Raw genomic sequence first — 19,665 nt, forward strand, 5'->3', positions numbered from 1 at the left:
GAATAATACGATGAAAAAAACAATGCAACTTACGGGTCTCTTGATTGCAGGAAGCTCGATCCTATTAAGCGCGTGCGGTCAGCAGGAAGAAAAAGCAACCGCATATGACAAGATTCAAAAAGAAGGAACGATCGTCGTTGCAACTGCTGGCACACTATACCCGACATCTTATCATGATGAGAAAAGTAATGAATTGACGGGCTTTGACGTCGAAGTCGTCAAAGAAGTCGCAAAACGTCTTGATTTAAAAGTAAAATTCAAAGAGATGTCATTTGATGGCATGTTAACTAGCGTCAATACAGGTCAAGTAGACCTTGCCGCTAACGATATTACGATCACAGATGACCGTAAAGAAAAGTTCGCTTTCTCAAAACCATATAAATACACGTATGGAACGGCAATCGTTCGAAAAAGTGATTTGTCTGGAATCAAGTCTCTCGAAGACTTAAAAGGCAAAAAAGCTGCCGGCGAAGCTACAACGACGTATATGCAAATCGCTAAAAAATATGGCGCGAAAGAAGTCACATACGATAATGCGACGAACGATCAATATTTACGGGATGTCTCGAATGGTCGTACAGACGTCATCTTAAATGACTATTACTTGCAAACGCTCGCTGTCGATTTCTTCAAGGACTTCGATATTACGATCCATCCTGATATTGCTTATAATCCAAGTCAAGTCGGTTTGATCATGGATTTGGATAATAAAGAACTCCAATCCAATATTAACGAACAACTCGACAAAATGAAGGAAGATGGCACTTTGAAAGACATTTCGAAGCAATTCTACGCAGGAAAAGATGTATCCCAAATGCCTGACGTCAAAACGACGATTGTCGATGTGAACTGACGATGTCATCGATTGATTGGCGGTCCGTCTTCAATCCGGAATTAGCAGTCGAATCGTTTCCTTACATTTTAAGTGGACTCGGACAGACACTATGGATCTCCTTGCTCAGCATGGCCATCGGACTTGGAATTGGGTTGATTCTTGCCCTCTGTCGTCTGTCCCATCTTCGACTATTACGCATTGGAGCCAGTGCTTACATCTCTTTCATGCGTGGTGTACCGATTCTCGTTTTGCTGTTCATGTTGTATTTCGGACTTCCGGTCATCAATATTCAACTTGACGCGTTGACGGCTGCGATTACTGGTTTTAGTTTGAATAGTGCGGCGTACATGGCAGAGATCATTCGTTCTTCGTTACTATCGATTGATCGTGGTCAGGAAGAGGCTGCAGCGTCACTTGGTTTATCCAGGTACCGGACGTTTGTTGGGATCATTTTGCCGCAAGCGATTCGTATTGCCATCCCACCACTGTCAAATGTCTTGCTTGATCTTGTCAAAGCCTCATCGCTTGCTGCTATGATCACTGTCCCTGAGATTTTCCAAAAGGCAAAAATTGTTGGTGGACGAGAATTCGACTACATGACTGTTTATTTTGTCGTTGCTTTTATCTATTGGGGCATTTGTTCCTGTATCGCAGTCATCCAAGAGATACTCGAACGCCGTTTTGCCCGGTATTTATGATACGTCTCATGCAAACAGGCGGTGGACCACGTCCATCGCCTGTTTGCATTTTTTTCAATACATCATTATCCTTCCCGATACATCGTTAAAAAATTTTCTAATTGACGCGGTTGTAACGGTCGATGAAAGAGATACCCTTGCAATGTATGACATCCTAAACGTTCAAGCAACGCTGCCTCTTCTTTTAATTCAATACCTTCGGCTACGATTGTCATATCTAATCGTTTCCCTAATTGAATGATCGTTTCAATCATCGCTCGCTTCTTTTCAGAGTGGATCGCTTCTTGAACGATTTCTTTTGGAATCTTTAACTGATCAAATGGCAATTCCACTAAAGATTGCATAGATGAGAAGCCCGTTCCAAAGTCATCAAGCGCAATCCGAATACCATATAAATGTAACGCATTCAGCGTCTCGATGATTTGATCCGTACCTTCAACGAAAATATGCTCCGTCATCTCGATTTCGAGTAATGACGGAGGAAAGCCTGACTGTTTAAGGATCGCTAATACACGATCCGTAAAATCTAGTTGGCGTAATTCCCATGGCGAGACATTCACTGAAATCGTTATAGGTTCTTTGCCCTCTTCCAACCATGCTTTTCCTTGAAAACATGCTTGACGCATGACCCAACCTCCTAGTGTCTCAATGAAACGAGTCCGTTCGGCGAGCGGGATGAACTCAGTTGGAGGAACAAGACCATATTCCGGGTGATTCCACCGAATTAAAGCTTCTACTCCGGTAATCTGGCGCGTTTTTGAATTGACTTGTGGCTGAAATAAAATAAAGAAATCACGATCTAATTCTGCATCATATAAATCACGCGTTAACTGAAGCGCTCGTTTCCGTTCATTTTGAGTCGCCAAATCGGTAATCGCATAAGTATTTTTCCGATTTGATTTAGCCGTGAACAAGGCAATTTCAGCATCATTGATGACATGGTCCGTCGTTGCGTCATTCATATATGAAACACCGATGCTTGCGGTGACATTAATTTGTTTAAAATCAATTTGGACACGTTCCGAAACGCTTGATAAAATATCGTCACAAAGGGTTCGAGCATCGTAATGCTTTGGTGCATGGAGCAAAAAGGCGCTTCCACTCGCTTTCGCAATCGTACAATCCGGAAAACGGTTCATCAATCGACGACCAATGATGTGTAAGGTACGGTCACCTGTTCGATAACCGAATGCATCATTAACCGTCTTAAAATCATCGAGATCAATCAGACAAATCAAATCATCTTCTTGTTTTTGTTTATCCACTTCGATGACAAAAGAAGAACGGTTTGATAATCCTGTCACGGGATCCGTAAAGGCTTGTTCTTGTAAACGGGCTAAGTAATCGATATTTCGTTCAAGACGAGTGACGTACTGATTATGAATCAACAAACTAATGATTGTCGCAATCAAGATGAGTCCGATTCGCGCGATGTGATCGGATGCAAACATCGTAACGTTTTCGAGTGAGGGTGTTTGATACCAAATATACAGCAGAGAAATCGTGGTAATGCTCGTAGCGTACAACAGCATCGTTCGATTGATGACAACGAGAGACGCTAAAATAAAAAGTAGCGCGCATGCCCAAACAGACTGACCACCTCGATCAATGAACGGATAATAAATATATGGAATCAATAAAAAAACAATCGACATCATATGTGGCTTCAACCGATCCGACAACGTACTTTTACCGATAAAATATTGCAGTACGCCGGCACTCGCAATGACGATCGCACGTATCCAATCGTCTCCATCCAAACCAGAGCGACTGAAGACGTTTGCCACAATATATAAAACGGCACCACAACTCGTCAATACAAAAATGATCATCCCGAACAACTGGTAATTTGCTCGAATTTCTCGATGATATTGCAGACTATTGGAAGAACGTCGCTGTGTATTCACCGCCATCCCCTCTTTCTGGTTCCTGACGTTTATTTTCCTTATCGGAACCAAATTAAAACCTTAATTTTCTAAAAATAATAAAATAATGGGAAGTCATGATTTTGCGCAGAACGGGAATAGAAAGACATAGAAAGGAGCGATTAAGATGTCACACTTACTATTCATCGAAGCCAACGATAGTACGCATCAAAAAAAAGGCATTAGTTCTGAATTAAACGATGCCTTCTTGAATGCTTATCGTGAAACTCATCCTGATGACAAGATCACGGTTTTAAATTTATTTGAGGAACGCCTTCCCTTCTTTGATTTGAAACTTGCCAGCGCAGCAGGTCGTCTTTTTAAAGGAGAAGAATTAACCGGGGAGGATGCGACACATGCGCAACGACTTCAAGAATACCTAACTGGATTCTTAGATGCCGATAAGGTCGTCTTTTCATTTCCGATGTGGAACTTAACGGTTCCGGCACCGCTTCACAATTATATGGATTATCTCGCTCAAGCTGGGCAGACGTTCCGTTATACAGCTGAGGGATCAATCGGTTTAGTAGAAGACAAAAAAGTGTTATTGATTCACTCACGTGGCGGTGATTATTCAACTAAAGAAAAAGCGTCAAGCGAACATGCTGTGCGCTATATGCTAGACTTATTAGCATTCTTCGGAATTAATGATGTATCGACTGTCATATTAGAAGGACATCAACAATATCCTGAACGTGCAACAGAACTCATTGACCGAGCACTTGAGGAGTGTCGACAATTCGGTCAATCGTTTTAAGCACGAAACAGTATATACTGCGCGTGTTCTTCAAGAAGAAGTTGCTCATGAAGTGGCATATCAAACGCATGAAACAAGGAATAAGCCATCGTAAAATCACGCTGAATAGTAGAAAGTTCACCATTCATTTTTTTGTAAAGTACCCTCTTTGATAGTAAAAATGACCTAAAAAATGACCATCTTCAATCTGTAAGCTTTCTTGAATACCTTGTTCGGTGATTTCTAGACCGGCAAGGTATTTTTTTTGCATCGACAGCTTTTGTCCATAATTGTAGAGAATCTTGATTCGAACCTTTTCGAAGATGATCTTGAAACAGCATCGATAACGGAACTTTTAATCGTTTTGCAACTTGTTGTAGCAAGTCAATAGTAGGTGAGTTCTTCCCATTTTCGACTTTACTGATTTCAGCTTGACTACAAATTCCTGTACTCATCTCTTTTTGCGATAAGCCATTCAATTGTCGAAAAAACTTCAACTTTTCTCCAATGACATATTCGCGCTTCATCTTATTCACCTCAATTCATCAATTCAATTGTATTATCATGAAAAAACCTTCTTGATCAACAAGAAGGCCCTAAAATCATATTCTTTAGTTGTCAAATGTAAATAATAAAAAGTTTTCCTTCATACGAAAGATCATTTTTTTCCGAACATCATGTTCAAACGCATGAAATAATGTATAGGCGACTGAATATTGCTTTTTAAGAGACGTAACGTCTTTACCTGATAACTCATCATAGTGGGCAAGTTGATAATAAAAATGCCCGAATAGAAATGTATGATTTTGCTCCAGACATAATTCGTACCCTTTCTTCGCGATGACGATACTCTCCTCAGACTTCCCTTGGTACTCAAGAATCTGACAATGATTGAAATAAATTTTCAACAAAGAATTTAGATGTGTCAATGATTGCAGAAGTTCAATTTCTGTTTCTAGCTCTTGATAAACAGATTCAGTTAAATGAAACTGATCTTCTTCTGAATACATATTAGCAATCGCCATTTTGATGCGAATAAATAATTGAATGGAATGCGACCACACTTCTTTTTCGATTAGAAGATGACTGAGCAAACTGGCAGCTGTTCGAAAATCAATCCGTTTTTGTTTTAAATCAATGATTGTCCTAATATAACTCTTTAAAATGTCTACTTCGATGATTTCATTCACTTCTATCTGATTAATACGTTTCATTGCCTCTTCATATTTCTCTTCACGAAGCAAATCGGATAAGAATCGATCAAGCTGAAAGAACTGCTCTTCATCTGTATGTTCTTGAAACAATAAAGAAATAGGAACTTGTAACCTTGTAGCCAGTTGCTGCAACAAATTAACAGTCGGTGAATTTAAGCCATTTTCGATTTTACTGATTTCTGCCTGACTACATAAATCGGCACATAGTTCTTTTTGAGAGTATCCTTTTTGAACCCGAAATCGTCTTACGTTTTCTCCAATCGGATTAGAAGTAACCATCCTTATCAAACCCTCCAAACACCTTAAAACGTCATCGTATGTTTTGTATCACTCTTTAAATGCATTAGTAGATTCAGTAGAATCAAAAGTAAATAACAAATATTTTCGCTTTAAGTCAACAACCAATTGTTTCGTCGTTTGAAACTCAAATGCATGCAACAATGTATAGGCAACTGTATACGTTTTTTGAAATAAGGCGTTTCCGACGGCTTCTTGATAGTTACCTAGTTGAAAATATAAATGTCCTAAAAGAAAGGTTTGTTGAGAGTTTAAGCATAAGTTGATTCCTTTTTGAATAAACACAATCGCTTCTTCAAATAAATCTTGATATAAAAGAATTTGAGCATGGTTAAAATAAACCTTTATTAATGAAATTACATATGTCGAACTTTCGAGTTTCTCTAATAACGTTTCGATTTCTAAATAAATACTGGTTGTAAAATGATACAACTCATGCTCAGCATATAAATTAGCAATTGCTGTTTTAATCCGAATGAATAAAGAGATGGATTCGTTCCAAACATCGTACTCTTGAATGATGTTACTTAATAAAGAAGCAGCAGTCCGAAAATCAAATCGTTCTTGTTTCATGTCCACGATGATTTGAAAATAAGCGCTTAATATGATTAAGTTTAAATTTTCATTATTATAGTCATACTTTGAGAGCAGTTTAGTGACCTGAGCATACTTTTTTTCTCGAAGTAAATCTGAAACTGTCTTATCAAAAAAATCTATCTCTTCTTTCAATTGAGGATTTTCAAGCAAGAGCGCTATTGGCGTATTTAGTCGCTTGGCAATTTGCTGTAATAATTCTACAGTTGGTGAGTTGAGACTATTCTCAATTTTACTAATTTCAGCTTGACTACAAACACCTTCACATAGTTCTTTTTGAGTCATCTGCTTTTCAATGCGTAGTTGTTTGATCTTTGTACCAATCGATGAAGTCAAATCATTCATCTTCATCATTTTTCACTCACTTTCATCAATAGGAAATAGCAACAGATCTGATAAATGTGTTTCAAGAATTTTTCGGTATGCATGATTATTAGTCGCAGTGAAAAACGAGTAAGCAATTGTATAGGCTTCCTTAATACTTTTCTCCGAAGCATTTAACGATTCTAAAAAGAACCCTTTTTGATAATAAAAATGTCCGAGATATGTTAAGTCTTGTAGTTCTTTAGCCTCTTCAATCACTTGTTCAACTTTTTGTAATCCTTCTTCGAATCGCTTTAATCTATAGATGTTCCGTAAATAGTTATACATTGTTTTCATTTTAATTTTTTTATACTCGCGCGTTCGATAAGGTAGTTTCAATAATTCTTCGTATATTTGGTGAGAACGTGCGTAATCCATATGATTCGTATATAAAACTGCGATTGCCATTTGAATTCTAGTATAAAGAAGGAATGATTTTTCGACTAAATTTTCTTCAGCTACTAGTTTTAATAGCGCAGAAATGCAAGTTCTAAAATCGATGTTTCCTTTTTCATGCAATAATAGTTTTTGATGATACCGAATTAACACTTGAACTTCAAACGCTGTATTTGATTTCGCATATTTATCTAAATCCTTTTCCATAGCCGAGTAAGTTTTCTCTCTCATATGATGCAACATTTTTTGATCAATCTCATTCAATTTTTGTGAGACAATTTCATCTTCAAAAAACAATGAAATCGGTATGCGTAGTCTTCGACAAATCTGCTGGAGCAAATCGATCGTCGGAGAATTCCGACCGTTTTCAATTTTACTAATCTCAGCTTGACTACAAATTCCTTCACAGAGATCTTTTTGTGTCATTCTCTGCTTTTTTCTTTCCTGCTTAATTTTATCGCCAACGGAATGAATGACTGGATGCATGTGGGTCACTCCTCAAATCAAAAATAACGAACTCACAAAAAAAGTCTTCCGTTTCAAGTATATATCACTTGAGACGGAAGACGCGTGTATGCTTCCGGCGAGAATCGAACTCGCACTGCAGCATTACCATTGCTGAGGTCTGCCATTAACCTACGGAAGCCTATAAAATCTGATTCTAGTATAACTTATGAAGAAAAACAAAACAAGAAGTTGATACGCTTACCGCTCAACTTCTTGTCACTTTTTTACAGTGTGGTTTTCGTTAACGAGTTATCATAGACGACTAAAACTGAATAATGTTCATCCGCTTTAGACGCGACGAATGTTGAAAACTTTAATGTGATGATGGCGTTTGACCCAACACCATTATTCTCAAAAAATTCGTTTAGTCTTTCCTCTAATTCTTCAGGCGATCGCCCGACGACTACTTTAGAATGCAACATGATCATCACTCCGTTCCGTTATGGTAGGTTCGAATTTAGTAATTTCCTTATCGAATAAAAGTTAAACCTTTATTTTTCCGACTTGCCCGACGCTCTCTTCATCCGCTATGGTGAAATGGAGTAGAAAAATTTAAAAAGAACAGGAAGTGAAGTCTGATGGAACATACCAATTTCGATGAACAAATTGAGAAACGAAATACGGGATCCGTTAAATGGGACGGACTCCATTCGCTTTATGGATCAGATGAACTGATTCCAATGTGGGTTGCGGATATGGATGTCCGTCCGCCACATCATCTGACAGAACGATTAACGAGACGTGCTGCTACTGGCCATTTCGGCTATTCGATGTTCGAAGATGAAGCAAAGCAAGCTATCCTGCACTGGTTTCAAAAACGATATGATATTCCCGTCAAAACCGAATCGATTCTTTACTCAAGCGGCGTCGTTCCTGGACTTGCGCATACTTTGCTTGCCTTGACTGAACCAGATGATCAAATCATCATCCAGACACCTGTCTATCCTCCATTTCACCAGATCATCGAGTCCAATCAAAGACAGATTGTTGAAAACCCGCTCCTTCTAGAAGGCGAAACGTATCGAACTGACTTTGCTCTCCTTGCGCAACAAATGCAATCGGCACAGATGATGATTCTCTGTAGTCCACACAATCCAAGTGGTAAAGTCTTTTCGAAAGAAGAGTTATCTCAAATCGTGGAGTTAGCAAAACAACACGACGTTTATCTTGTATCTGATGAAATTCATGCCGATCTTGTTTATAAAGGTTCCGTGCATACACCTATACTTGCCTTTGATTATGAAAAACTGGTTTTAGTCAGTGCTCCATCTAAAACATTTAATATTCCTGGGTTGTATGCCTCTTATCTGATCGTACCCGATCTTTCAATTCGTCAAAGGATTGAGAAAGTCCAGCAACGCCATTTCGTTCATCCCAATGCATTGGCTTCAACTGCTATCACAGCAGCATATGGTGATGCTATGAGTGAACAGTGGCTCTCACAATTGCTTGTTTATTTAGAAGGAAATCGTGACCATGCGATCCGTCGGCTTCGCCAAGAGATGCCAGAATTAGACGTCGTCATTCCAGAAGCAACCTTCCTGTTATGGATTGACTTCAAAGCACTCAAACTAGACAGTAAGTCACGTGCAGATTGGCTTGTCAAGGAAGCAAAAATCGCTCTAACACATGGTTCTTCGTTCGGATCAGGTGGCGAAACATTTGAACGCTTGAACATCGGATGTCCTCGTGCACAATTAGATCAAGCATTAGACCGTTTAAGCACCGCATACCAACGTTTTCGGACCAATTAACATGACATAAATGATCCTAATTTCTTAGGGTCATTTTTAATTTGATTTAATATTCAGAAAGTTTTGAGTAGTAGAACTTTAACAGGGACTAAAAGCGTCCCAACCCCTTAAGGCACTAGGTGTGGCGGCACTTTTTAAGAAAATGAAGCGACTTGCAAAGTCGTTTTATCCCCTGTAAGGTGGGGAACATATCATTTGGCGAACGAGGTGTTACACGCTTATTCGCTAAAAAAACTATTGCATTTGGAGGATTTAACTTTATGACGCAAGAATGGATTTCGATCATCCTGTATCTTGTTCTCATGTTGGCAATCGGTTATTTTGCCTACAAGCGAACAACGAATACAGAAGATTACATGTTAGGCGGACGCGATCTCGGTCCTGGTGTTACAGCACTATCTGCTGGTGCATCGGATATGAGTGGATGGATGCTCATGGGACTTCCCGGCGCCATGTATGCAACAGGTGTATCAGCACTTTGGCTAGCACTCGGATTATTGATTGGATGTTACGTAAACTATATTGTACTCGCACCACGTTTCCGACTCTATACGGAAATGGCAAACGACTCGATTACGATTCCTGATTTCTTAGAGAATCGTTTTGAAGACAAATCACGTGTGCTTCGTACTGTATCAGCACTCGTCATCATCATCTTCTTCACGTTCTACACATCAGCCGGAATCGTATCTGGTGGAAAATTGTTCGTCAGCTCATTTGGATTTGATTACCACTATGGTATGCTCTTGACGATTGCGGTCGTAATCGCCTACACACTTTTCGGCGGTTTTCTCGCAGTAAGTTGGACCGATTTCGTCCAGGGCTGTATCATGTTCATCGCACTCGTTCTCGTACCGATCGTCGCATTAACAGACGTCGGTGGAGTTGATGGTGCGTACAATTACGCTGAGAACCTAGACCCTTCGCTGTTTGATCCATTTAAAGGGACAACGATTCTCGGAATCATTGGATTCCTTGCCTGGGGACTTGGTTACTTTGGTCAACCACATATCATTGTCCGCTTTATGGCAATTCGTTCTGTCAAAGATTTAAAAAGTGCCCGTCGGATCGGTATCGGTTGGATGTTCGTCTCAATCATCGGTGCAATGGTGACCGGACTTGTCGGTATTGCGTATTTCGAAGGACAAGGCAATGGACTCGGTGATCCAGAAACAGTCTTCATCCGTTTCTCAGATGTTCTGTTCCATCCGTATATCACAGGATTCTTGATGGCTGCGATTCTCGCGGCAATCATGTCGACGATTTCGTCACAATTGCTTGTCACATCAAGTGCGTTGACAGAGGACTTTTATAAAACGTTCTTGAAAAAAAATGCATCGGATAAAGAACTCGTCCTGACAGGTCGAATTGCTGTTCTTGTCGTTGCCATCATCGCAAGTGTACTCGCTTGGAATCCCTCAGCAACGATTCTTGCACTTGTCGGTTATGCGTGGGCTGGATTCGGTTCTGCCTTTGGTCCGATCATCTTACTTTCACTTTACTGGAAACGCATGACGAAACAAGGTGCGTTAGCTGGTATCATCTCAGGTGCCTTGACCGTCATCATCTGGGTCCAACTCGGACTTAGCACAACACTTTACGAAATGGTTCCTGGATTCTTCACAAGCTTGATCTTCACAGTTGTCGTCAGCTTAATGACGAAACAACCAGTCAATGCTGTTCAGGAAACGTTTGAAGAGATGGAAGATGAATTAAAAGACGCAGTTCAATGATCAAGAACTAGTAAGACCTCTGCCACTAAAACGGCAGAGGTCTTTTTTTACTTAAAGTTCAATCACACCATAATGTAACTTTGATGTTTTACGTCGCTGACGCTCGAAATTGAATTGATCAAAAAGTGGACTCTCATAATGCGCTTTGAGGACGATTCGCCGGCTCGCCACACGTTTTGCTTCCATGATCGTTTCAGCAGATAACGCTTCATAGTTCGCAAGCGTCCGAAGCGGATCGAGGTGGGTTGATTCCGATACCGTCCGTTCGAACATCGGATCAAAATAGATGACATCAAAACTATCGTCAGGACATTGCTTTAAAAATGCCAAATGGTGTTCCATTCGAACTTCAATTCGGCGCATCGCTTGATTGATCGGAGCATAGGATTCTTCCCAGCGCTGTAACCCTTGTTTGACAACGTATGCGGTCTCAATTCGACTCTCAAGTCCAACGAGCTGTCCCGAATCACCAACAGCATGACTCATGACAATCGCATCTGCTCCAAGACCAAGTGTACAGTCAAGCACACGCATTCCTTCAGATAAACGACCGATTGCAACTAATGGGTCTCCTCCACCTGCGTCGATTTGTTTAATGCGGAAGACGGCACTCGATGGATGAAAAAAGAAAGATGTCTTTTCTCCGAGCGGATATAAATCTAGTCGTTGTTTATCGACGACTAACACCGGTAATCCTGTCTCTTGCTGTAATTGTTCAATCCCTTTTTTCTTACGCGCGATGTAGACAAAATGAATTATCTCCTCCGCTAACAGCTGCTGCACACGATGGTGGACGTCTTCGGTCGGACGTAGACACGTCGTCAATCCAATCGTTGGTTTCATAATTCTTTCCTCCATAAAAAAATAAGCCAGCCGGAGCTAGCTTATTTCTTTTTCTTTAATAATCCTTCGATGTCTTCAATCAATGCTTTTTTCGAAATCAGGTCTTCTTGCTTTTCCTGTTCGACTTTTGCATCTACTGTCGTCCGCTTCATAAGTGCTTGAAGTGTCTCATCGATGCTTGACTTTAAATGATCACGATCTTCTTTGTTAAGGGAAAGATCATGTTGAACTTCGTCCCCTTGTTCATCTAATTGGCGTAAGCGTTCCGTCAATTGTTTCGCTTCACGATTCAAGTCCGAATACAATCGTTCGATTTGCTCTAGACGCAATTTGATTCCGTCACGTTCTGTGAACACGTTTTCCAGCCCCTTCCAGTATGCAGTTGTCTACATCATTACTTTACCATATTCCGAGGCAATTAAAACAATCACAAGATGATTACAAATTGACTTTTTTTAAATTTCTTCTTGCGGATCGGTTCCAGTTAATTTTTGCAATTGCAAGGAGGGTATCGCTATAATGTAAACGAAGCATCAATCGTTGAGGGAGGATTTTGTGATGGAATTAAGACGTCGAGCATTACGTCATGTCGATCAAGCTGAGTATGACCATTTCTTGAAGTATGGCGAGCAAGCATATGGACTGACTCCGCAAGAAATCAAAGGGTATGACCATGAGCTTGGAGAAGAGCGGGCTTTTGATTCCGTCGAGCACAGTTATCCTGAAGATTATTACTTTGATATCGTTGAAGCGGATACCATCGTTGGACGGGTTTTACTTTTAAAAATGGGTCACTACTTCCAACTGGACTTCATGGTATTTGATCCATACACACGTCAAGGTTTAGCTACGCATGCCGTCGCTGAAGCATTGGCGCATTCCCAGGTACTAGAACGTCACGAAGTACGCGCACGTGTCCTCAATCAGTCACCACACGCTTCTTATGCGAAACGAATTTTAGAAGCAAACGATTTTACGTGGACCGAGAACTATTACGTCAAAGGAAGACGTCGTCGTTATTCTTTGCAACGACTTGGATAAGAATCTTTTGAAAGACCATGTGCTCATGGTCTTTTTTGTTGGGTTCTAATACACCATCGCCTTTGACAGGTGATCGATTTCAGCGTACAATTTTCATCTGTATGAACAGAAAGGAGTACACCTCATGAACGAATGGTTATGGATCCCTTCTATCTTCTTGACGATGGGACTATTGGTTTTCAGTTATTATCTTTTTGGAAAGACCGGGTTGTTGATGTGGATTGCCATCGCAACAATCATTGCAAACATTCAAGTCACTCAAACCGTCGATATTTTTGGTTTCGTCTTTACGTTAGGAAACGTCGTCTATGGTAGTTGTTATCTTGCGACAGATATCCTCAACGAGAAATACGGAAAACAGGTTGCTCGTAAAGGAGTCTATATGGGATTCTTCTCCCTCATCACGACGACCGTCCTCATGCAGTTCAGTCTCTTATATACACCACTTGCGGATAAAGCTGCACTCGAAACATCCAATTCCTTACATTTATTGTTCGGACTCTTACCATGGATTGCGGTTGGTAGTCTTGCCGCTTATCTTGTCTCGCAACTATTCGATGTCTTTATCTATTCGAAGATCCGTCAGAAGACAGGCGAACGGAAACTGTGGTTACGAACAACTGGTTCAACCGTCTTAAGCCAGTTACTCGATACGTTAACGTTTTGTGCGATTGCCTTTCACGATATGCCGTTCTCGATTTGGTGGCAAATCTTCGTGACGACGTATCTTGCGAAATTCGTAGTCGCTTGGTTCGCAACACCATTCATGTATTGGGCAAAACGCATTCATCCGACGAAACAGTCGACAGATGCTGCTGCGTAACATAAAAAATAACTAGATGACTTGACGAAATTGTCGGATAATGGGAGTGGAGGTGCCTGCATGAAAATCAAACGAAATGAACCGTTTCGTTATACGTTGAAAACGCCAGTAACAGGTGAATTTTATTTATTAAAAAACGACCAACGTACACCGAACGGACAAATGAAAATTCATAATGTCTCACCGAATGGCTTAGCAATCAGCACATCACTTAAACTTCCTATTCAGAAATCAATGAAAATCGTTGTCGAATTTTCGTTGATTGAAGGTCAGAAACCCCTTTGTATTGAAGGACAGTTATTGCATGAGAAGCCTGTCGGTCCCGAGCGTTTGTACGGCATCCGCCTTAATCCGTCAACGACAGATCGTGAGACGATTATCGCTCAAGTTAAACAAGTTGCTCAACTCGAGCGATAACAATCCATTATTAAAAGAGACACTGCTCGTTCATGAGCAGTGTCTCTTTTTTCTGTTATAGAGTTATCCCTCAAACGTTCGAAAAACGACGGCTTCGTAAGGTCGAAGTGTCAGTTCGCCTGACACCACAGCCTCATCATAATTCCCGATGACACGATCTGACGTATCGTGCGCAACTGGAATGGTTACATCGTGATCTGCAAACGAACAATAGACATACCATGTTTCTCCTTCAAGCGTCCGTGAGTATGCGTATACTTCCGGATGGTCTTCGAGTATGAGTTCGTATCGTCCATACACGACGAGTTCATGATCGTGTCGTAGACGAATCAATTGTTGATAATAATAGAAAATCGATTGCTCATCTGCTAGCGCCTGTTCGACATTGATTTCCGGATAATTCGGATTAACCTTCAACCATGGTGTTCCAGTCGAGAAACCAGCATTCTCCGACGCATCCCACTGCATCGGTGTCCGAGCGTTGTCACGTCCCTTAATATGAATCGAGCGTAACAATTCAGCCGGTGATGCGCCTTGTTCCGTTCGTTCTTTCCACATGTTCCGAATTTCGATATCTTCATAGTCAGCAATGTCCTCAAAAGCGACGTTCGTCATCCCGATTTCTTCGCCTTGATAGATATATGGCGTCCCTTTTAACAGATGCAATAGCGTAGCAAGCATTTTCGCTGATTCGACGCGGTACGTCGAGTCATTACCAAAGCGACTGACGACACGTGGTTGGTCATGGTTGTTCCAGTAAAGAGAATTCCAGCCCGTCTCATGTAACGCTGTCTGCCATTTAGTGAAGTTTTGCTTTAGTTTGAGCAAATCAAACGGAATGACATCCCATTTCCCATTCGGTCCAGAATCAAGATCCATATGCTCGAACGTAAAGACCATGTTGACCTCCTGACGTTCCGGGTCCGTATAAAGGATCGCATCATCCGTTGTTGCTCCTGGCATCTCACCGACTGTCAATACATCATACTTTCCAAACGATGCTTCATTCATCTCATGCAGAAATTCGTGGACGCGTGGTCCATTGATGTAATGTTCTCCACCATCTCCATACAGTGCTCCTGGATGAACGGTTGCATCTGGTAATCCAGGCGTCTTCGAAATTAAGTTGATGACATCCATCCGGAAACCATCGATGCCTCGATCCAACCAACGGCGAATCATTCCATATACATCGTGGCGCATCTGCTCATTTTCCCAGTTTAAATCAGGTTGTTTCTTCGAGAACAAGTGTAAGTAATACTCATTCGTTGCTTCATCATACTCCCACGCTGGACCTGAGAAAATCGAACCCCAGTTATTCGGTAGAGAACCGTCGGGATTTGCTGGGCGCCACATGTAATAATCCCGATATGGATTGTCCTTACTTTGACGTGATTCAGCGAACCATTGGTGTTCATCCGACGAGTGATTGATGACGAGATCCATGACGATTTTAATATCTCGTGCATGTGCCTCATCTAAAAGACGATCAAAATCAGCCATCGTTCCAAATTCCTTCATGATGGCTTCATAATCTCGGATATCGTATCCATTATCGTCATTTGGTGAATCATAGACAGGACTCAGCCATATGACGTCGATGCCCAGTGTCTTTAAATAGTCTAGCTTCTCGATGATCCCGTTCAAGTCTCCGATTCCATCCCCATTCGAATCGTTATAACTACGTGGGTAAATTTGATAAACGACACTATCATGCCACCATTTTCGTTCCATCCTCTACACACTCTCCTTTTTTATGTACCAATCGTGCCACAAGTTGAGCAAACGATTGCATCAAATTTTAAAAGCGCTTTCAATTCTCACAACGTCATCTTATCATGTCCATAAGTGGCACTCAAGCACGAACCGAAAGTTATTTGGTATCATGAAATACGAAATACATGCGTTTATGAACGTCACGATGATGGGAAAGAAAGGTATGAGAAAGGAGTGTGGACGAATGTATCGTCGGTATTTGCTCTTCCTAGTGTGGGCGGTTTCTATTGTTTTTATTTTGTTATTTGGGAATAATCGTGTTTTCCCTGAAGGTTTTTTAATTTCTTTTCTACGATTTGATCAAAGTCAATTTGATACATCCGTTTTAAGTTTATTTTCCTTACTCGGTATCTACCCATTCGCTTTCTTTTTATTATTCTTAGATGAAAAGCGATTCATGCGTCCTGGACCGCTCGTTGCAAGCATTGGGTCGTTTTTCTTAGGTGCTTTCGTATTGATGCCTTACGTTGCTCTCGCGATTCCAAGAAAAACATTTCTCCCTTTTCGTCGTCGAGGTTGGATTCCGACCGTCGTTGCCTTACTGAGCGTCGTGACGACCTTATTACTGTGGATTGCCCTCGCGCGTTCCGATTGGAGTATTTTCCGTATCTATTTTGAGACGAATCAATTCGTTCGGACGATGACTGTCGATCTATTATTATTCTATATTTTACAAGTCTATCTGTTGCGCCGAATTCGTCTCCGCAATGCGCAGACATTTCAGTGGCTAGACGCGATTCCTCTCTTTGGTTTATTCCGCTATCTGTTTGCAAGACATTTGCCAGCATCCTCAAAATCTTGATTTATGGTACAATGAAATTTGGATTTTTTGAAAAGGAGCTGTCATCCGATGGAACAATATCATGCACTTTGCGAACACATTTTGGAACACGGAACAAAAAAAGAAGACCGGACGGGAACGGGGACGCTCAGCGTATTTGGTCATCAAATGCGCTTCTCCCTTCAAGATGGCTTTCCGCTCATTACGACGAAAAAGTTACATATGAAGTCGATCATCCATGAATTGATCTGGTTCATCTCTGGCGATACGAATATTCGTTATCTACAAGAAAACGGCGTGCGTATTTGGAACGAATGGGCAGATGAGAATGGAGACTTGGGGCCTGTTTACGGGGCACAGTGGCGCTCTTTCCCGCGTCCTGATGGCACAACGGTCGATCAACTCGCACAAGTCATCGAACAAATCAAAACGAACCCAGATTCACGTCGCTTGATCGTCAGTGCTTGGAACCCTGGACAAGTTGATGAGATGGCTTTACCTCCATGTCATCTCTTATTCCAGTTTTATGTAGCTGATGGAAAACTATCGTGCCAATTGTATCAACGTTCGGCTGATGTTTTCCTAGGTGTCCCATTTAATATTGCATCTTATGCCTTACTGACACATATGATTGCTCATGTCTGCGGTCTTGAAGTCGGTGACTTTGTACACACGCTTGGTGACGCTCACATCTACTCAAACCATATCGAACAAGTCAATCTTCAGTTGACGCGTACACCAAAAAAATTACCAACGTTACGATTTGCTCGAACAGTCGAGCGAATTGAAGACTTCCGCTTCGAAGACATCATTATTGAAGGTTATGATCCAGATCCACATATTAAAGGTGTGGTCGCCGTATGATCACACATATCGTAGCGTATACGAAAAATCGTATCATCGGTCGTGACAATGCGATGCCTTGGCTTCTTCCAGCTGATTTGGCACACTTCAAGCGTACGACGATTGGCAAACCGATCATCATGGGACGAAAGACGTTCGAATCAATCGGACGCCCGTTGCCAGGTCGGGAGAACATCGTCATTACGCGCGATCAAACGTTTGCAGCAGAAGGCGTAACGATTTGGCACGATCTATCTGCTTTACAATCGTACGTTGATTCAGAGGAAGAAGTCTTTTTGATTGGCGGAGGAGAATTGTTCGCCCAAACGCTTCCTCTTGCCCGACGTCTGTATGTGACCGAAATTGATGCGGTTCTGTCTGGAGATGTCCATTATCCTGAAATCCCGTCTTCCTTTCAGATCACTTCTGAAACCCGTTATGACGCGGTCGAGGGAAACGATTATCCGTTCATTATTCGTCGATATGATTTGTAAACAAAACCAGCCACCTTGCTCCGAATCCGGAAGCAGCGTGGCTGGTTTTTTACGGAATTTGTATAATCCATTCTGCAATCCATTCCTCCATATCGGTCTCTATGTTAGCAGTCATGATATAGTCTGTTGCACCGCGAGATAATGCATCTGCTAGACGATCGTCTTCTTGATCCGTGACAACTAAAACATCAATAATCGACTCTCGTTGCTGTCTCCACTCTTCTAATCGCCAAAAGTTCTCTGTTGCTAACTCAGCGAGCGAAAGAATCGCCAATTGTAATGATGTCGTTCGTTGGTCGGCTAACGAAATCACTTCAATCTGGTATTTCGGATGATCGGGCAGTTCGAATTTATGTAACTGTTCAAGTAGCCCTTCCTCCACCCGGATATAAACCGGTGATTTTTCAATGGATATTGCTGTAGAATAGGAAATCACCTGATTACGCCCGTTACGTTTCGCTTGATATAGCGCTTCATCTGCCTCCGCTGTTGCTTGCGCAAGGGATGTGTGGAGATCAAAAGAAAAGGAGAGACCAATCGAAACCGTTACTTTTAAACCGTTCGCAAAAATATGACGCTCGACACGCTCGCGAATTTTATTCATACTCATAACGGCTTGAGATAAGGTTTCTGCCGAAAACAACAAAATGAATTCCTCACCACCGAAACGAATGAATTCGTCATCCAAGCGAGCCGCTTGTTGCACGACGGTAGCTAGTTCTGAGAGGACTAAGTCCCCTGTTGGATGTCCATGTAAATCATTGATGCGCTTAAAATGATCGATGTCAAAAATCGCTAGTCCGAATGTCCGCTGTTCACGTTCGAGACGTGCTAAGCGACGGTCAAAAGCATTTTGAAGATATTTACGGTTATACGCGCCCGTCAGCTCATCCACTAAGATCGTCGATGATACAATTCGTAGTTTTCGTAAAAGTCTTGCTAGACGAACATGCCGTTCCTCATTCGTCACCGTTTCATCCCAGTAGTCATCTGCCCCCATCTCATAGCTAACCTGACGAATTTCCGACCGATTCGGACCGACGATGATGACTGGAACGAATGCAGATTCCATTTGCTTGATGAACTTTCGGAACAATTCTAACGAATCTATGATACAAGCATGGTCGATGATGACAGCGTCCATCGCAATATCATGAGAAATCGATAAGGTGTCTTCAATCGAACTGAAAAAACGTGACATATAGCGTGCCTGTTCGAGCGACTTCTTCCATTTGATATTCTCAAGGAAACGTCTTGTCACGGTGACGACTAATTCCTTTCGAATTCGATTCGCGCGTGAGCGTTCCGACAACTGATCAACGATCGGTTGTAGTAATTCTTTGACGATCGGCTGCGAAATGACCGCATTCATTTGCTCCCAAGTAGCTTTTTCTCGACTCACTTGATCGGCAAGTCCTTTGAAGAGTTCTTCTCTACCGAGTCCTTCCATCCAGCTTGCTAATGCTAGTAATTCTGTCCGCGGTACGGTCGACATCCGAAGTAACGTCTCCACCATGATAATGGTTTGTTGAAGTTGCTTTTCTGTCCGCTTTCGACCCCGTTCCATGAAAATCCCCTCTCTTTCTATACATCCG

Annotated in this window: 20 protein-coding genes, 1 tRNA gene and 1 pseudogene; 11 read left to right on the forward strand and 11 right to left on the reverse strand. The window is 41.5% G+C overall.

All coding sequences use genetic code 11. The features are described 5' to 3' along the window. Positions 1-10: 10 nt before the first annotated feature. Positions 11-853, forward strand: a complete 843-nt coding sequence (locus K6T22_RS09605) for a transporter substrate-binding domain-containing protein (RefSeq protein WP_238236685.1) — start codon at positions 11-13, stop codon at positions 851-853. A gap of 2 nt (positions 854-855) precedes the next feature. After that, entirely contained in the window at positions 856-1,533 is a 678-nt protein-coding gene (locus tag K6T22_RS09610; protein WP_214859890.1) for an amino acid ABC transporter permease, read from the forward strand. 65 nt (positions 1,534-1,598) lie between these two features. On the opposite strand, the gene K6T22_RS09615 is transcribed toward K6T22_RS09610, so the two are convergent. Further along, on the reverse strand, positions 1,599-3,440 hold the full coding sequence (locus K6T22_RS09615; protein WP_425293136.1) for a putative bifunctional diguanylate cyclase/phosphodiesterase: 1,842 nt from the start codon (positions 3,438-3,440) through the stop codon (positions 1,599-1,601). Between the two features lie 145 nt (positions 3,441-3,585). On the opposite strand from K6T22_RS09615, the gene K6T22_RS09620 reads away from it, so the two are divergent. Next, the gene (locus K6T22_RS09620) at positions 3,586-4,215 is read left to right on the forward strand and encodes an FMN-dependent NADH-azoreductase (protein WP_238236692.1); all 630 of its coding nucleotides are present in this window, start codon (positions 3,586-3,588) and stop codon (positions 4,213-4,215) included. 124 nt (positions 4,216-4,339) lie between these two features. Here K6T22_RS09620 and K6T22_RS17340 read toward each other — a convergent pair whose 3' ends face one another. From K6T22_RS17340 to K6T22_RS09645, 6 genes and pseudogenes are all read right to left on the reverse strand, one after another. Beyond that, positions 4,340-4,465, reverse strand: a complete 126-nt coding sequence (locus K6T22_RS17340) for a hypothetical protein (protein ID WP_425293137.1) — start codon at positions 4,463-4,465, stop codon at positions 4,340-4,342. Between the two features lie 82 nt (positions 4,466-4,547). After that, positions 4,548-4,721, reverse strand: a pseudogene (locus K6T22_RS17345) (helix-turn-helix domain-containing protein); the annotation flags it as partial. A gap of 84 nt (positions 4,722-4,805) precedes the next feature. Then, entirely contained in the window at positions 4,806-5,687 is an 882-nt protein-coding gene (locus K6T22_RS09630) for a helix-turn-helix domain-containing protein (protein WP_238236707.1), read from the reverse strand. 48 nt (positions 5,688-5,735) lie between these two features. After that, positions 5,736-6,653: a helix-turn-helix domain-containing protein gene (locus K6T22_RS09635; RefSeq protein WP_238236710.1), complete on the reverse strand. Its 918-nt coding sequence runs from the start codon at positions 6,651-6,653 to the stop codon at positions 5,736-5,738. Between the two features lie 3 nt (positions 6,654-6,656). Next, on the reverse strand, positions 6,657-7,544 hold the full coding sequence (locus K6T22_RS09640) for a helix-turn-helix domain-containing protein (protein ID WP_238236715.1): 888 nt from the start codon (positions 7,542-7,544) through the stop codon (positions 6,657-6,659). Positions 7,545-7,633: 89 nt separating this feature from the next. Continuing rightward, a tRNA-Thr gene (locus tag K6T22_RS09645) sits at positions 7,634-7,704 on the reverse strand. Between the two features lie 439 nt (positions 7,705-8,143). Here K6T22_RS09645 and K6T22_RS09650 point away from each other — a divergent pair. Together K6T22_RS09650 and putP are read left to right on the forward strand one after the other, a co-directional pair. Beyond that, positions 8,144-9,319, forward strand: a complete 1,176-nt coding sequence (locus K6T22_RS09650; RefSeq protein WP_238236719.1) for a MalY/PatB family protein — start codon at positions 8,144-8,146, stop codon at positions 9,317-9,319. 260 nt (positions 9,320-9,579) lie between these two features. Then, positions 9,580-11,052: a sodium/proline symporter PutP gene (gene putP, locus K6T22_RS09655; RefSeq protein WP_238236720.1), complete on the forward strand. Its 1,473-nt coding sequence runs from the start codon at positions 9,580-9,582 to the stop codon at positions 11,050-11,052. 51 nt (positions 11,053-11,103) lie between these two features. Here the strand turns inward: putP and K6T22_RS09660 are convergent, their stop codons facing one another. Further along, a complete protein-coding gene (locus K6T22_RS09660; RefSeq protein WP_238236728.1) occupies positions 11,104-11,895 on the reverse strand; it encodes a class I SAM-dependent methyltransferase in 792 nt (263 codons plus the stop codon). Positions 11,896-11,936: 41 nt separating this feature from the next. Then, complete coding sequence (locus K6T22_RS09665) at positions 11,937-12,251, reverse strand: hypothetical protein (protein ID WP_023468579.1); 315 nt, start codon at positions 12,249-12,251, stop codon at positions 11,937-11,939. Between the two features lie 202 nt (positions 12,252-12,453). On the opposite strand from K6T22_RS09665, the gene K6T22_RS09670 reads away from it, so the two are divergent. From K6T22_RS09670 to K6T22_RS09680, 3 genes are all read left to right on the forward strand, one after another. Then, entirely contained in the window at positions 12,454-12,936 is a 483-nt protein-coding gene (locus K6T22_RS09670; protein WP_238236729.1) for a GNAT family N-acetyltransferase, read from the forward strand. A 124-nt stretch (positions 12,937-13,060) separates the two neighbouring features. Next, the gene (locus tag K6T22_RS09675; RefSeq protein WP_238236731.1) at positions 13,061-13,759 is read left to right on the forward strand and encodes a queuosine precursor transporter; all 699 of its coding nucleotides are present in this window, start codon (positions 13,061-13,063) and stop codon (positions 13,757-13,759) included. 60 nt (positions 13,760-13,819) lie between these two features. Next, on the forward strand, positions 13,820-14,176 hold the full coding sequence (locus K6T22_RS09680) for a PilZ domain-containing protein (RefSeq protein WP_238236735.1): 357 nt from the start codon (positions 13,820-13,822) through the stop codon (positions 14,174-14,176). A 63-nt stretch (positions 14,177-14,239) separates the two neighbouring features. On the opposite strand, the gene K6T22_RS09685 is transcribed toward K6T22_RS09680, so the two are convergent. Further along, positions 14,240-15,910 carry a glycoside hydrolase family 13 protein gene (locus tag K6T22_RS09685; protein ID WP_238236736.1) on the reverse strand — a complete coding sequence of 557 codons (1,671 nt, stop codon included), beginning with the start codon at positions 15,908-15,910 and terminating at the stop codon, positions 14,240-14,242. A 226-nt stretch (positions 15,911-16,136) separates the two neighbouring features. Between K6T22_RS09685 and K6T22_RS09690 the strand changes: the two genes are divergently transcribed. Genes K6T22_RS09690 through K6T22_RS09700 form a run of 3 tightly spaced genes read left to right on the forward strand, consistent with a single transcriptional unit; the run spans position 16,137 to position 18,070 of the window. Further along, positions 16,137-16,754: a hypothetical protein gene (locus K6T22_RS09690; protein WP_238236737.1), complete on the forward strand. Its 618-nt coding sequence runs from the start codon at positions 16,137-16,139 to the stop codon at positions 16,752-16,754. Positions 16,755-16,802: 48 nt separating this feature from the next. Then, a complete protein-coding gene (locus tag K6T22_RS09695) occupies positions 16,803-17,597 on the forward strand; it encodes a thymidylate synthase (RefSeq protein ID WP_238236738.1) in 795 nt (264 codons plus the stop codon). Then, positions 17,594-18,070, forward strand: a complete 477-nt coding sequence (locus K6T22_RS09700; protein ID WP_238236740.1) for a dihydrofolate reductase — start codon at positions 17,594-17,596, stop codon at positions 18,068-18,070. The genes K6T22_RS09695 and K6T22_RS09700 overlap by 4 nt, the downstream gene beginning before the upstream one ends. A gap of 49 nt (positions 18,071-18,119) precedes the next feature. On the opposite strand, the gene K6T22_RS09705 is transcribed toward K6T22_RS09700, so the two are convergent. Then, positions 18,120-19,637: a diguanylate cyclase gene (locus K6T22_RS09705; RefSeq protein ID WP_238236744.1), complete on the reverse strand. Its 1,518-nt coding sequence runs from the start codon at positions 19,635-19,637 to the stop codon at positions 18,120-18,122. Positions 19,638-19,665: the final 28 nt, after the last annotated feature.

This window comes from Exiguobacterium acetylicum, from assembly GCF_022170825.1.
Taxonomy (GTDB): Bacteria; Bacillota; Bacilli; order Exiguobacteriales; family Exiguobacteriaceae; genus Exiguobacterium_A; species Exiguobacterium_A acetylicum_B.

Coding starts and splice junctions, on each gene's coding strand:
- K6T22_RS09680 (WP_238236735.1), top strand. CDS start 13,820: ATGAAAATCAAACGAAATGAACCGTTTCGTTATACGTTGAAAACGCCA.
- K6T22_RS09630 (WP_238236707.1), bottom strand. CDS start 5,687: ATGGTTACTTCTAATCCGATTGGAGAAAACGTAAGACGATTTCGGGTT.
- K6T22_RS09695 (WP_238236738.1), top strand. CDS start 16,803: ATGGAACAATATCATGCACTTTGCGAACACATTTTGGAACACGGAACA.
- K6T22_RS09610 (WP_214859890.1), top strand. CDS start 856: ATGTCATCGATTGATTGGCGGTCCGTCTTCAATCCGGAATTAGCAGTC.
- K6T22_RS17340 (WP_425293137.1), bottom strand. CDS start 4,465: ATGCAAAAAAAATACCTTGCCGGTCTAGAAATCACCGAACAAGGTATT.
- K6T22_RS09650 (WP_238236719.1), top strand. CDS start 8,144: ATGGAACATACCAATTTCGATGAACAAATTGAGAAACGAAATACGGGA.
- K6T22_RS09685 (WP_238236736.1), bottom strand. CDS start 15,910: ATGGAACGAAAATGGTGGCATGATAGTGTCGTTTATCAAATTTACCCA.
- K6T22_RS09700 (WP_238236740.1), top strand. CDS start 17,594: ATGATCACACATATCGTAGCGTATACGAAAAATCGTATCATCGGTCGT.
- K6T22_RS09660 (WP_238236728.1), bottom strand. CDS start 11,895: ATGAAACCAACGATTGGATTGACGACGTGTCTACGTCCGACCGAAGAC.
- K6T22_RS09705 (WP_238236744.1), bottom strand. CDS start 19,637: ATGGAACGGGGTCGAAAGCGGACAGAAAAGCAACTTCAACAAACCATT.
- K6T22_RS09620 (WP_238236692.1), top strand. CDS start 3,586: ATGTCACACTTACTATTCATCGAAGCCAACGATAGTACGCATCAAAAA.
- K6T22_RS09675 (WP_238236731.1), top strand. CDS start 13,061: ATGAACGAATGGTTATGGATCCCTTCTATCTTCTTGACGATGGGACTA.
- K6T22_RS09640 (WP_238236715.1), bottom strand. CDS start 7,544: ATGCATCCAGTCATTCATTCCGTTGGCGATAAAATTAAGCAGGAAAGA.
- K6T22_RS09635 (WP_238236710.1), bottom strand. CDS start 6,653: ATGATGAAGATGAATGATTTGACTTCATCGATTGGTACAAAGATCAAA.
- K6T22_RS09690 (WP_238236737.1), top strand. CDS start 16,137: ATGTATCGTCGGTATTTGCTCTTCCTAGTGTGGGCGGTTTCTATTGTT.
- putP (WP_238236720.1), top strand. CDS start 9,580: ATGACGCAAGAATGGATTTCGATCATCCTGTATCTTGTTCTCATGTTG.
- K6T22_RS09670 (WP_238236729.1), top strand. CDS start 12,454: ATGGAATTAAGACGTCGAGCATTACGTCATGTCGATCAAGCTGAGTAT.
- K6T22_RS09605 (WP_238236685.1), top strand. CDS start 11: ATGAAAAAAACAATGCAACTTACGGGTCTCTTGATTGCAGGAAGCTCG.